9 protein-coding genes are annotated in these 14,099 nt (G+C 55.0%); 6 read left to right on the forward strand and 3 right to left on the reverse strand.

The annotated features are described in order from the left end of the window. The first annotated feature begins 96 nt into the window (after positions 1–96). Positions 97–936, forward strand: coding sequence for a hypothetical protein (locus tag BDD14_RS31370; RefSeq protein WP_130425570.1), 840 nt, complete (start codon positions 97–99; stop codon positions 934–936). A gap of 367 nt (positions 937–1,303) precedes the next feature. After that, positions 1,304–1,528 (forward strand): hypothetical protein, encoded by a 225-nt coding sequence (locus BDD14_RS31375; protein WP_130425572.1) that lies wholly within the window; start codon positions 1,304–1,306, stop codon positions 1,526–1,528. 47 nt (positions 1,529–1,575) lie between these two features. On the opposite strand, the gene BDD14_RS31380 is transcribed toward BDD14_RS31375, so the two are convergent. After that, positions 1,576–4,311, reverse strand: coding sequence for a tetratricopeptide repeat protein (locus BDD14_RS31380; protein ID WP_130425574.1), 2,736 nt, complete (start codon positions 4,309–4,311; stop codon positions 1,576–1,578). A gap of 715 nt (positions 4,312–5,026) precedes the next feature. Here BDD14_RS31380 and BDD14_RS31385 point away from each other — a divergent pair. From BDD14_RS31385 to BDD14_RS31395, 3 genes are all read left to right on the forward strand, one after another. Further along, positions 5,027–5,947, forward strand: a complete 921-nt coding sequence (locus BDD14_RS31385; RefSeq protein WP_130425576.1) for an ankyrin repeat domain-containing protein — start codon at positions 5,027–5,029, stop codon at positions 5,945–5,947. Positions 5,948–6,724: 777 nt separating this feature from the next. After that, complete coding sequence (locus BDD14_RS31390; RefSeq protein WP_165420477.1) at positions 6,725–8,329, forward strand: histidine kinase N-terminal 7TM domain-containing diguanylate cyclase; 1,605 nt, start codon at positions 6,725–6,727, stop codon at positions 8,327–8,329. 18 nt (positions 8,330–8,347) lie between these two features. Beyond that, positions 8,348–8,713, forward strand: a complete 366-nt coding sequence (locus BDD14_RS31395) for a hypothetical protein (protein ID WP_130425580.1) — start codon at positions 8,348–8,350, stop codon at positions 8,711–8,713. 516 nt (positions 8,714–9,229) lie between these two features. Here BDD14_RS31395 and BDD14_RS32705 read toward each other — a convergent pair. Beyond that, a complete protein-coding gene (locus BDD14_RS32705; protein ID WP_207231955.1) occupies positions 9,230–9,499 on the reverse strand; it encodes a DUF1064 domain-containing protein in 270 nt (89 codons plus the stop codon). A 24-nt stretch (positions 9,500–9,523) separates the two neighbouring features. Between BDD14_RS32705 and BDD14_RS31405 the strand changes: the two genes are divergently transcribed. Further along, positions 9,524–9,769, forward strand: a complete 246-nt coding sequence (locus tag BDD14_RS31405) for a hypothetical protein (RefSeq protein ID WP_130425582.1) — start codon at positions 9,524–9,526, stop codon at positions 9,767–9,769. A 506-nt stretch (positions 9,770–10,275) separates the two neighbouring features. On the opposite strand, the gene BDD14_RS32245 is transcribed toward BDD14_RS31405, so the two are convergent. Then, positions 10,276–13,230, reverse strand: coding sequence for a beta strand repeat-containing protein (locus BDD14_RS32245; RefSeq protein ID WP_165420478.1), 2,955 nt, complete (start codon positions 13,228–13,230; stop codon positions 10,276–10,278). Positions 13,231–14,099: the final 869 nt, after the last annotated feature.

The following is a 14,099-nucleotide window of genomic DNA, read 5'->3' on the forward strand; positions in this document are numbered from 1 at the left end:
GCCAAGCAGGCATACTTGCTAAATCTCTGTCGTTGAGTGAAAATTTAATGTACTCAATGCATCGTGATTTCAATTCAGTGATCACGGCGATAAAACATGCCTAAAAAAAAAACCGACGATCCTGCTGTCTACATTTACTCAAGTAACAATGAGCTTCAGAGGATTCTGAAGACCTTACAGGAAAACAGCCGTCTAACGTATAGACAACTACTTCGGCAAATGATCGAAGAAGTGTCTGCGTCGGACAAGTTGCGAGAAAAAGTGGCTGCCTACTATAGACAGTTCGGTCCTGACTGGGAAACCCCAGGCCCTCGGACTATCATCCGAATCAGCCAGGATGAAAACACGATCGCGCTGGCCTCAGTCTTAGCGTTTGAGCTTTGCGGCACTGGTAGTGTCGCCAAACTGGCACGTCTCCTCGTTCGGTTCTATGCGACCGAACGCAAGATGGAATTACAGCCTACTCCCACTCACAAGAAATTGACGCCAAGACGCGACTTAAAAAAGAAGGTGGCCGTTTCCAATATCGTGCCGATTCGGTCGAAGGGAACGCAGGGTATTGGCGGCGAGCCGAAAATCGCGATGAGCTTTAATCTCGACATCGAAACGGACGAACTGTTAAGACAATTGATGCAGGTCCACCACAAGAAGGGCAACCATTTGGTGAGCTTTCTCGCCGAGAAGTACGCTGCTGACGAGAAGCACATCAAGGCCATTCGCAAGTCCGTTGTGGAGGAAAGCGAAGACGGGACAAAGAGAGCGGTGTTGAAGAGAATCAATTTGACCGAGATCGCCGATTCGTTGATCACGCACTTGAGCTTCGCTTCGATCGGAAGTTCGAATAAGAGTGCGATGATCCGAGCCCTAATTCGCCTCGAGGCTGCAGCTCAAAAATTGAGAATTGCGAGTGCGCCAAAGTTGCGGTCGATTCAGTAGACACTGATCTATACCATATCGATCTACGCGGTGTATACTCGTCTGCATGTCGACGAGTTTGCGACCACCTGACCCAAATGTCAGCCCTACGGTACAAGCACCAGAACGACAGGCCCTTAAAAGGCCATTGGCACGGTCCAGTTCGTACCCGCGTAGATCGGATCCTTTCCGCTGCTCTCATTGCGGCACCAGCCACACGCTTCGGGCGTTCCCGAGCGTCTATGCTAATGGTTCGTCTATCTCACGGTACCGCAAGGGTCTGTTCATCAAGACAGGATGGGCGGAAACTAGGCGCCAGAGTTACCTGGCCGAAAAATGCACTCCTCCGAAGAAATGGCGGATCTTCTGGCGCGCCAGCTGGCTTTCGATGGCATTTGCACTCACGTTCTATGGACGAGGAGTGTTCCTCCCTTTCGTAAACATTGGGTATGACATCTCTGTGATCGGAGCGGTGCTTGCGCTGAGCGGCATCTTTCTAGTTGTCGACGCTGTTCGCTGGAACCAAATGAAGTATCCTCTGCGACACGAGGAATGGATGAACAGCTACTTCTGCGTCAAATGCAGCAGGGTCACAATAATAGAAGCCGTGTAGCCCACAACGCACCCATCAGCTGCGATACGAACCATAGATAGGTGTGTCTATGAAGTCGAGTGAATGCGACGAAGGTTTTCGAGGACGACTTCGTGATCGCGAGGGAAGTCGGTTTCGGTATAGACGCGCAGGGCCGCCTCGTAACAGGCGATCGCCTGCCGCAGGTTCGCCTCCCGATTGCCGCTCGGCAGAACGCTCCAGGCACTGCCCAGATTGTTCTGCGTCGTCGCCCAGGCCTGCGGGAAGTCGGTTTCGGTATAGGCGCGCAGGGCGGCCTCGTAACAGGCGATCGCCTGCCGCAGGTTCGCCTCCCGATTGCCGCTCGGCAGATTGCTCCAGGCATTGCCCAGATCGATCTGCGTCGTCGCCCAGTCCTGCGGGAAGTCGGTTTCGGTACGGACGCGAAGGGCGGCCTCATAACAGGCGATTGCCTGCCTCAGGTTCGATTCCCGATTGCCGCTCGGCAGACTGCTCCGCGCAATGCCGAGATTGTTCTGCGTCATCGCCCAGGCCTGCGGGAAATCGGTTTCGGCATACACGCGCAGGGCGGCCTCGTAACAGGCGATCGCCTGCCGCAGGTTCGATTCCCAATTGCCGCTCGGCAGACCGCTCCAGGCAATGCCCAGATTGTTCTGCGTAAACGCCCAGGCCTGCGGGAAATCGGTTTCGGCATAGACGCGCAGGGCGGCCTCGTAACAGGCGATCGCCTGCCGCAGGTTCGATTCCCGATTGCCGCTCGGCAGACCGCTCCAGGCAATGCCCAGATTGTTCTGCGTCATCGCCCAGGCTTGCGGGAAGTCGGTTTCGGTACGGACGCGCAGGGCCGTCTCGTAACAAGTGATCGCCTGCCGCAGATTCGATTCCCGATTGCCGCTCGGCAGACCGCTCCATGCATGGCCCAGATTATTCTGCGTCGCCGCCCAGTCCTGCGGGAAGTCGGTTTCGCTATAGACGCGCAGGGCCGCCTCGTAACAGGCGATCGCCTGCCGCAGGTTCGATTCCCGATTGCCGCTCGGCAGACCGCTCCAGGCAATGCCCAGATTGTTCTGCGTAAACGCCCAGGCCTGCGGGAAGTCGGTTTCGGTATAGACGCGCAGGGCCGCCTCGTAACAGGCGATCGCCTGCCGCAGGTTCGATTCCCGATTGCCCAGCGATGCCTGCTGTAATTCCATGCCAAAATAGAGAAGCGCCTGTGCCTCATCGGGAGACAATCTCGGTTGCTCCAGCAAACTGACAGGCTCCCACCAGCGGAGCAGTTCGAAGTGCTCCCGCATTCTTGGCGGAATCGCAATACGTGCAGCCTCGGCTAGCTTCGTCCATGTCCTCAGCGCATTGGATGGTTCTAGACAATAATCGTGATACCAGGCCAAGGCTGCCTTCTCATCTATCGGCGCTTGGGATGCTCTCCGCCATAGCTCGCGCCACAGTTGGTGATTACGTACTCTCCGCTCCTGAGCTAACGGTTGGTTTTCCAACGCCCATCGCATCTGCGCTCTCACCGCAAACCAGCCCAGTCGCCCCGCCACCGGATCGACAAAGCTATACCCGGGAAGCACACCCCAGGCCGCATCCTGTGCGGCGCTGCGTTCTCTTGAATAGGCAGATCGGGCGCCAGCTTCGTCAAACGACGGAGTCATGGCAAGCTGTTCGATCCACCAACGCTCCGCGTCGGAATCCAAGGATCTGAGAAAGCGATCTGCCAGCGCGCGCCAGTCTTGTGGACGGAACGAGAGCGTTTCAGCGTCGGGTTCGTGACCGCTACGACGCTCGGCAGCGACAATATCTGCGCAGAGGCCCAGACTGAGACAGTGATATCCATAACCGTACGAATCGTATGCCGTCTGGAGAATTGCAGTCTGCAGATGGGCGTCTTCGATTTCGGACAGCGCCAGGAATCGGCGCGCATCGGTCTCGGCCAAGCCACCAACCAAATGCTGCTCCAGGCAGTCAGCCCAACACGGATCTGCCTCCTCCCAAGTCAATTTGTTCTGCCCCGCAATCACCGTAAGTGCGAAATCGAAGTTTGCGGCCAGGTCGCGAATCCACTGCTCCCGGAGGTGCTTCTGGACACTGTTCTGCAGTCCCGAACCCACCGCCTCGTACGTGTCGAAAAAAAGCACCGCCCGGGCGGCCCGGTTGAAATGAACTGGCAGATTCGCATCCATGTCCTCTGTCAGGTAATTCAGAAGCTCGTCTCCGATTTCCTGGCTTGTCCGGGAGTGCAGCGCCAGCGCAAACTCACTGCCGAGCTGTGTGGATATAAATTCACCGAGCGGCAGATCCTTGATCCGGCCCCAAAGGGTCTTGCTCAATCGATCGACTAACATCTTCGCACCCGGAAGCTGCGCGCCCGGTATGATTTCCTTGGCAATCTCGGCCGCCAATTCCATGGCGAGTCCAATGCCCTCGGCATACATCGAGGGTTCCTTGCCCAGGTCTTGCTTATAGCGCATCATGCCGAGGGCAAGATCGAAATGAGGTGCCGGCTTTCCGAGTTGCTGGCGGACTTGTTGAAGAGCCAATGACGAGTCCAGGAGAAATTGCTGGCCTCTTCCTACAGCAAAATCGAGGAACGTTACCGGAACATCGCGTGGTATTTCTTCCCGCAGTTTTTTTAATAGCCAGGTTTTGCCGGCTCCACCGACGCCGTAGAACATCAAGACCGGCAATTCGCCAACGGAATGGATAAGAGCGTGAAACTTGGCGCGAAGATCGTCGCGATCCGTAAATCGGGCGATGTCGGGCGATAATTGCGGCGCTTTACGGTAGCCGGTGCGTGCCATACATTTTCTGTCTCCTCTCCGAGGGGGGCCCACCAGATTAGGGCAAAGCAAAAGGAGCGCGCTGTCGGAATTGAGGAGATGGCCGGAGGGAGCACGAAGAGCGCTGGACCTCGTCGCTGTGCCAGTTGTACGCGAATAATACTCCGGATTTCAGAAGAACGTGAAATTTTTATTGGAGGGCTGCCCTGTCCTCGCGCTCCTGGCGAAAGGAGTAGTAGGGTCACTACGAGGAAGGTCTTCATCGGTTACTTGCCTCATATAAAGGAATTGCCCAAAGGTCTGCCCAGTCTTGAGCGGAGACGTGCTGGACAGAGGGGATGATCGTGCCGGATGCCCAGTACAAGTTCGAGGGGGCAAGAAGCATGTCAGGATTTCGCGATAGCGTTTGGAGAGCGGGCCAAACAAGGAGCTGTTCTACGCTCTGACCGCTCTGACTCTGTTCGGAGACCAATCCACGCCACTTCGTCCACGCTTCCGTCATGCTCCCTCTCATCTCACAACACTGCTCCCTCACGCAGCACCAAGCAAGATGTGGTTTGCATACCGCTCACCTTCTTCTTACACGTTCGTACGTCTCGGAGCAGCGCAGGTCCCTCGAATAGACTTTTGAGACGGCCTCCATTCGGCCGTGGAATAGCGTAGCCGCCTGCATTCACAATGCAGCGAAATTTCTGCACTAAATTACAATTTTGGGACTTTGCATGGTCGGAGAACAATGAAGAGATCTTTTACCTTATTCCTCTTTCCAGTCATTCTTTTGTTGAGCCATGCAGCCATGGGGCAATCCAACACCGGTGACCTGGCCCTGCAACTTACCGAAGCGTCCCAACATGGGAACGCTGAGGTGGTGAAGCTGCTAATAGCTCAATGCGCCAACGTAGAAGGCGACAACGGCGGTGGCGACACGCCACTGAGAGTGGCCGCCCAATATGGTCATGCCGAGGTGGTAAAGCTGCTCCTGGCTAAGGGCGCAAATGTGGAAGCCAGGAGTTCTTCCGGTAGTACCGCATTAATCCAGGCAGTAAATGGTGTAGCGGCGGATATAAAAGAGGAAACCGCCGGCCGAGTCGAGACTGTCAAGCTCTTGTTAGCCAAGGGTGCCAATGTAGAAGCGAAGCAGGCTAGTGGCTACACGGCGCTGATTCTGGCGGCACACGATTACGACACCGTCGAAATCCTGAAACTGTTATTGGCCAAGGGAGCCAATATTGAGGCTAAGAACGATATCGGAATGACCGCGCTCATGGCGGCAGCAGACAAGAACAATACCGAGGCGGAGAAGTTGCTTTTAGCCAAGGGCGCCAACATCGAGGCCAGAGATCAGGATGGCAGCACGGCGCTGATGTATGCCGTCAGTAAGGAGCATACCGATTCAGTGGAACTGCTCCTGTCCAAAGGAGGAAACCTCGAGGCCAAAGATAATAACGGCCAGACGGCGCTGTTCCGGGCGGCGATGGACGATGATTCTCACGGAGACTTAGGACCTGGCGACTATGTTGAAGTCACAAAGCTGCTGCTAGCCAAGGGTGCCAATGTCGATGCTAAGGACAAGAATGGCAGGACAGCGCTACAGATGGCGACCCGGTCATACAAGCAGTATGTAGTGAAGCTGTTAAAGGCAAAGAGTTCAAACTAAAATCCTTGGTTGAGCTGCTGGATATGCTGGCGATATCAGCCTTGCATCCAACGCCGCGCGAGTAATTCAGCTGTGAGGGGAACATCGCTGGGAGTCTGAAAGGAGCCTCTCGCCTTGATAGCTGATTCACGTTGTCTCAAAGACTGTTCGTAACGAATCTGCTCTGCCGGCACAACAATCGGGCTGGTCGGAATGTTGCCTCCTAAGGCCAATGTACCTGACTTCACAGGAGGTTTGTGTATCAAGGGCTTCTCCCGGGATTGTTGAGTTGTACGAAAACGAGCTACCGGTTTGGTCCCTGACGTAACGCTCTTTTCGATTCTTTGAATTGTGGGTTCGATTGGTGCCATTGCGTTACGCTTGTGGCCGTAAACCGCGGTCAGAGACGCACTGCGATCCTCTGTAGGTGCTACTGACATTCTTTCCGCGGACGGCTTTCGAACTTTGGATTTTGACGTTTTCCTGTGTGCATCGCCTCTCTTCGCAGACTTTGATTGAGCCGTTCGGTTAGGAGTTGGAGTCACCAACTTCCGTCGGGAGCGGGGTAGGTTAAGTTCGGCCAAAATGCGCCGAACCTTGAGGAGGCGCTCCACATAGGCGTCAATTAAAGAAATGATATTCGCGTATTGCATTAGTAAGTATCAGTCTATCCCGATACGAACGAAGCACCACGCTTCATTCTTGCAACTTCCCGTTTTGACCCGTCATCCGTCAGGGATATGGCCCAGATACGCTGGAGCTCTCAAACTTTTGAGGAATTCGGGAGCAGAGCCGATAATGAAAGTATCTGAGTCATTTGTAGTCATTCTCTCTTTCATGCCTGTGAAGATCGTTACTCTTTTACAACTCTTTCTCTTTGCGGTGTCTCTTGGCCTGTCTGTGATGGCCGCCTTGACGTTCACGCGTCGGCGCCAGGCACCGCAATCAGGCTTGTTGGTCCTGGCGATGTGCGCCGAAGCTTTTTACTGCTTCGGATACGCGCAGGAGATGGCGCAGACCACGCTAGCCGGAGCCATCTTCTGGCTCCGTGTGGAATACATCGGCATTCCGTGGATCCCAGCGCTATGGGTTCTGATTGGACGCCGGCACTTCGGCCTGCGAGGCCGCGCAGCGCTTTTGTCGATCATTCCCGTGATCGTGGCCTTTGCCGAATGGACCAACGGCATGCACGGTCTATATGACCGCTCGATGATGCTTGTGCAGCGCGGTCCTTTCTGGGTGGTCGAAGTGCATAGAGGCCCCATTGCGTGGCTGAATCTTGCCTTTCTTTATGGCTCCCTTTTTTACGGAACGGTGCTTTGCCTCTCTCGCATTCGCGCTTGTTCGGGCCTCGGCCGGTTGCAATCGATTTTTTTTGCCTCTTCCTGCGTGCCGCCTCTCATCGGCTACCTAATATATTTTGTGGGCTGGAGTCCTTGGGGACTCGACCTGGCACCGCTGGCACTGTGCCTCACAGTCGCGCTCGTTTACGTTGCGGTATTCCGGCTGGAGTGGTTCCACCTTGTCCCGACGGTTCGCTCGCTTGTGTTCAGGAGCATCCGCGATTCCGTGCTTGCGATTGATCTGCGGCATCGTCTGGTGGATTTCAACCCTGCGGCATGCGTACTTTTCCCGTGGCTCTCCGAATCCTGCCTTGGGCAGGAACTCTCCAGCGTATTTCCCGAACGCTCGGGCTTCTTGGAGGAATTCAGCACTTCGGACAGTGTGCGAGAGCTGACTCTGCCGGTGAATGGCGAAGAACAGCATTTCGAGATGCGCGTCTTCCCGCTGAACTGGGGGACGCAACAATTAGGCTGGGCTGTGATCGTGTCGAATATCACGGCCCAGATTGAGCTTGTGCGGCGGTTGCAGCATCATGCCGTAACCGACTCCCTAACTGAGATCGCAAACCGCCGCGCCTTCGATGCCGCTCTGGAGCGCGAGTGTGTGCGCGCGTCACGCTATCACTCACACTTTGCCCTCTTGCTCATTGATGTGGATCATTTCAAGACAATCAATGATGGTTCAGGTCACGCCATGGGAGATCAGGTATTGCACTTGGTAGCCCGCCGCATCACCCAATGTGTGCGCTCCACTGACCTGCCTGGCCGCTACGGCGGCGATGAATTCGCAATTCTGCTGCCCGAAACAGGTCTGCATGAAGCCTCGAAACTGGCTGATCGTATTCGAGACGAAGTGGGGATCCCAGCGGCTGAGATGGGAGAACAACGGGTACGGGTCACTGTTAGCGTAGGTCTTACGGTATACACGCCCGATGATCCTGCCGATCCCAGAGAATTGCTGGAGCAGGCAGATCAAGCCCTCTATTCTGCCAAATCCGATGGGCGCAACCGCGTCCGGCTGTGGAGGGGCCTCTCTACCCGTGCGAACACGCCACGGTAAAACTGAGGACTTGGACGAATGAAGCTTAGTGAAGCAAGAATCAAAGCCAAAGAAATCTACGGTGAAACTGGCTACGCGGTCTTACGCGGGGCTAACAAGAAACTTTGCGTCATTGGTTTCGTCGACAGAACCGGAAGCAGACTAGGTATCAACGTCGATTTAGCGAGTGCGGCAAGTTTCGAGGAGGCATTTCTTGCCGCGCCTCCATCCACGGCTGTCTATTTCCTCAAAAGGACAGCTGAGATTCAAACAGAGTTTTTGGCTGCCGCCGCTGCGCTTGAGGCCACTCTCGGTTTCAAGATCGATAGACGTAAGGATCTCAGAAATCTCACTGTAGAGGACTTGCGTAATCGCCAGAAAGCGCCCGAAGAGATCAGGATATAGCGAGCGTCGTGTGTCCAACGAACATTACCTTGGTTCTCACGTAGGGATCATTGAGCCGAAGATTCGGTGCAAACTAAAAACTTCTCGCCTTCGTGGCATTGAGAAATGTTCCTGCCAGGCGAAGTCAAAAGAGTCGTGTCTTCGTAAGCTCATCTGCGGATTCGAGCACGAAAACGAAGCATATGAATCCGGCGCCACAAAGATCGCCGGGCTCGATGAAGTGGGCAGAGGGCAGCCGAGATTGACCGCACCAACATAGCAACTGCGACCGAGATGGCGATGTACCGCCAGGTTGATTGCTTCCCACAAGAATACGTTTCTTTTTATGCGGGTGACCCGCATCACCATCTACTTCATTCGTGCCGAGCGACGCCGCTGTTTCCTCGTACCGACGACTTCCTTTATGCGAATGCCGTGAACGAGCAACATGAGTTTCTTTTTAAGCCTATATTCCGAGGTCGTACCCCCTTTGTATCTTCTACAACCAGCTTACGGTTCTTGTCCCGATATACGAAGTCAGCACGATAGTAGGCGGCCCTCTCTCCGACCTGCTTTCGGGATAACCTCATAGCTGACCTGGTATCGCAACTCTGAGATCTCTCCGAGCTGCTCCAGCCATTGAAGGTCAATGGCGCGTTTGGCTTCATCCGCCGAGTCGAAGGTTCTCCCGTTCGCCTCGGTCTTCTCGGCGTTGTACTTGTTCCGTTTGCTGGCTTCCTCCGGACCAGAGCCCCCGATGTAGCGGGTCCAAGCGACTCTCTCAGCATTCTTTGACAAACGACCCACTGACATCTCCTTTCTTAAAGAGAAATGGCTGGCGCGAAGCCAGCCAGGGGAGTTCCGGAGCGGAATTTAGCTCCGGAGATAGGCGACGTCGCGGCGATGACGGAGCACGCAAGCCTCTCGCTCAGTCAGGCCGACGAACTCCACTGGAGCAAAGCTGATTTCATCGGGATAAAAAGAGAACAGTCTCCGCTCCTCTCCGTCAGTGAACACAGCAAAGACCTCGGGCATCGAATCGAAGGGGCCTTTCGGCATGGGCGTGATCCGCGCTGACTTTATAGTTGGTTCTGGCATCAATCCGTCCTTTGTAGTGGTTGCGTTCTTGGGCTAGTGGTTTGGAAAGCTCAATTGCAGACCCTGGCCAGCAGTGTCCTCGGTGTACAACTCCGTCGAAGGTTTTGTCTTTCGTTAGAGACGGAGGGCTAGGCCGGTTGTCTCAGCGATGATCCGGCGGTCTATATACCTACGTACCGTTGTCGATACCTCCTGCTTCAGGCAATCTTTTCCTAAGCAACACAGACCTGGGAGAGGGGCTGTAGAGAGCGCGCCTGACGATACAGGCACTTCTCTACAGCCCCCATTTTTTTGGGTGGGGAACATCGGCTTCAGGTCTGCCGATGCCGCGGGCCCCTTCGTGCAGAGGAGGAACTTCACTTACAAATAGGGTCTGTTGTGACACTCTTACCTCATTTCTGTCCAAAAAAGAAAGGCTAGGGTTACCTAGCCTTTGTGTAAATCACAGCCCGAGCCCACGTGCTGCGGCTCGATGCCTCACACATTTATTGGTAATTCGTGTCCCCGCTGTAAACACCTTTGATGTTGTGTATATTTGCGGGCAAATTAGCGGTCGAGTAGGTGCCCTTGCCGGTGGCATCCAAACTTATCGTTGTAAGCAGCATGCCGCCGTCATAAAGAACAATTGAGCCAGAAGGAATTGATCCGCCTACGCCAGTGAGTTGAACATTGAATGCAATTCGGTCTCCGTAGGACGACGGATCCTGTGTTGAAGTGAGGGTGATCCCCGGTGTCGCCTTGGTAACTAACAACGAGGTTGTGACCGTCTGGGAGCTATAGTCCGCAGTGTCCGATGGGCTGAACGTGGCGGAGAGGGTTTGCGTGCCTGCAGCAAGCACTGTGCCCGAGGCGGGCGAGTAGACGAACGTACCGGCAAGACCTCCAGAGGTCGCATTGAGCTGCGCCCCCGAAAGGGCCGTGCCGTAAATGATCGAGCTTGGCGTTGCCCAGCTCAGTGTCGGCGTGGCCTTGTTCACCGTCAGACTTATTGTCGTTGTCGCTCCGTTGTAGTTCGCGGAATCAGTAGGAATGAAGGTCACACCAAGAGTCTGTGTGCCAGCGCCCAACACCGTGCCCGCAGCGGGCGAGTAGACGAACGTGCCGGCAACACCGCCAGAGGTCGCGTTGAGCTGCGCCCCCGAGAGTGCCGTCCCGTAAGTGATTGCACTTGGCGTTGCCCAGCTAAGTGTCGGCGATGCCTTGTTCACCGTTAGGCTGAGTGTCGTTGTCGCCCCGTTGTAGGTAGCGGGATCGTCAGGAATGAAGTTCACACTAAGAGTCTGTGTGCCAACTCCCAACACCGTGCCCGCAGCGGGCGAGTAGACAAATGTACCGGCAATACCTCCAGAGGTCGCATTGAGTTGCGTCCCCGAAAGTGCCATGCCGTAAGTGATCGCGCTTGGCGTTGCCCAGCTCAGTGTCGGTGCGGCCTTGTTGACGGTCAGGCTCACCGTCGCTGTCGCTCCGTTGTAGCTCACGGAATCGTCAGGAATGAAGTTCACACTAAGAGTCTGTGTTCCAGCGCCCAACACCGTGCCCGCAGCGGGCGTGTAGACGAAGGTACCGGGAATACCTCTAGTGGTAGCGTTGAGCTGCGTTCCCGAGAGTGCCGTGCCGTAAGTGATTGCGCTTGGCGATGCCCAGGTAATAGCCGGTGTTGCCTTGATCACTGTTACAACGATCGGCTGGGATATCGACGAATAATCGTTTGGGTCTCCTTCATAGTTTGCGACGATTGAATTATTGCCAACCGGAAGCAATAACGTTGTCAGTGTCGCAAGTCCGCCCTGGCCGGTGGTTGGGGTGCTGTAGGTTGCTACGTAGGGACCAACAAGTGTTGATTGTTCAACCTGTGCGCCCCAAACATAGAAAACGTCGTTTGGGGTCCAATCAACAACTTGGAACCCACGGCCAGCATCTGCGACGCCCTGTGGGATGTTTTGCAAGGTAACACTATAGCGATGCCAAGACGTAGTAAGCGCCGCTCCACCACCCGCGTTGTCATTCAGTCCGAACCCGACAACTTCTCCCCCCTTCGAACCGCGCATCCACACGCTAATTGTGTACGTTTGTCCAGCGGTCAGCCCCGCTGCGATAGTATCTATAGCGCCCACCGCTCCGCCGCTTCCACAGCCGGGCGCTCCCGGAATCGTGAACTTGGTTGCGGTCGTGGTTCCATCGGGGGCAGAGAAGTCCGATGTATTGAGCACGATGCTTGACGAGTCGCCACAGTATCCACTCCATGATGTACCGCCGACCTGTTGTGAGTACGGAATAAGGTTCGTTGCGCTGACAGAAGTCAGATTGCCGCTTCCAATCTCCACACCATTGCTTTTGAAGGTCACTGTTCCGGTGGGGGCATTTCCACCCGTATCCACAAGTGCGGACAATGTCGTGCTATCGGCATAGGGGTAAGCGTTGTTGGACGTAGTCAGTTCGGTAACCGTCGAGGAGATAGCAGGAATTACGACCTGCGTCACCGAACTGCTTGAGGCTGCAAAGTTGCCTTGTGCCGCAAAAGAGCAACCGATGACATGCGTTCCAACAGGAAGGCCCGTTCCGCCCCAAGCGACTCCACCAGGTACTGTCGAGCTGGTCACAAAATTCCCGTTATCTGTATAGGTGATCGTCCCGGTCGGCGTGCCTCCCGGCGATGTCACCGTGCAAGGCCAGGAAACGTTTTGACCTTCCTTGGTGGGGGTAAGAGTGCTCGTTATCGTCGTCGTCGTTGGCGCTTGCAGGATCGTCCAGATCTGCGGAGCAGTTGACACGGCATTGTTGTTTGCATCTCCAAGATAGTTGACCTGAAACGTATGATCCCCCGCAGGATTTGTACCAAGGCCTGTTGCTGCTGAGGCATTGCCTCCGCCATCGAGAGGAATAGTTGTCCACTCTGCTCCGTCATAACGGAAGTCAACAAACCCACAAGAGGTATTGCAGCCGACGTGAACCGATACGGTAGTGGCCTGTAGGCCGAAAGTAATCGGATTGGGCGAAACACTGAACGAAACGCTTGGCGTCGTTTTGTTAATTGTCACAACCGTGCTACCGCTGGCACCGTTGTAGTTGGCGTCACCAGACGAGTTTGCGATGACGGCATAGTTTCCCGCTGGTTGGCCGTTAAAGCCGCTCAGGGAGAAATTGCCGCCTCCATCGAACGAGCCGCTGCCCCACAAACTGCCAAGGCCATTCCAATACATTGTTACTGGCCCGCCGCCACCTGACGTGTGTGCTGTGCAGGTTGTGGACTGGGATCCATACGAGATCGGGTTGGGCGAACAGGCGACCGTAACTGTCGGAGTCGCCTTGTTGATCGTGAGAACTGTCGAGCTGGACGTCCCGTTGTAGGTACTATCGCCTGAGGACGTGACTCCGATGGTATGATTCCCGGCGGGGTAGTTGTTGAATCCTCCCCCTGATACGTTGCCAGCGCCGTCCACATTACCCGTGAACCAGGGATTGCCGTCAATTGTGAAAGCGATCGTCCCACCACCGCCGGATACGTGTGCACTGCAATTGGAAGTCTGAGGCCCATACGTGATCGGGTTCGGTGAGCAAGATACGCTCAGCGTCGGTGTGAGTTTTCCCGTTACGATGAAAGGGGCAGCACCTGAACCGGCATTTGTGTATTGGTATTGCTGGCCAATGGAATCTGTGTAAACGTACCCATCGGATACGTAAGAGAACGAGACGTTATGATTCCCGGGACCAATCGAACTAGTTGAATAGCTCAGGTTAACGTATATGGGGTTAAAGCACGTATCCGTGCCGTGACCTGAACCGTCGTCTGCGCCACATTCAAGCGGAGGTCCTAAATTGAGGACTGGTACAGCCTGACCGACCACACTTCCATCGATCACAACATAGTAGGTTCCGCTCGGTACAACTCCATTTGGGCAATTGTATGGAAAAATGCAGTTATTGGATGTCAGCGTGCTTTGAACTACACCAGTAATCTGGAAGTTACTGCCAATTGGCGCGTTATTCGGCGTAATTGTGGGTGAGCCGACCCCAGGTGAGGCGGTAGTAAGCCCGACTCTCAAAAGATGCGCACCAGGAACGAGCGTAGCTCCTTGATGCCTCGCTAGTTTAAGCAGCGCGTTTTCCACATTAGCATGTGGAAGTGTGGCACTGCCACTCAGCTCACCAGACCTCATAGGTAGATGGATGGTCACAGTGCGATCCGATCGCACAAAGCCATTGGCACTCTTGTAAGCTACCGTGATAGGTACAGGACCACCTTGACTGTGGATCACGAGTGAGGCAGTTCCATTGTACAGATTTGATGTTGAGACAATGTTTCGGTTGA

Origin of the sequence: Edaphobacter modestus (assembly GCF_004217555.1) — a bacterium.
GTDB lineage: Bacteria > Acidobacteriota > Terriglobia > Terriglobales > Acidobacteriaceae > Edaphobacter > Edaphobacter modestus.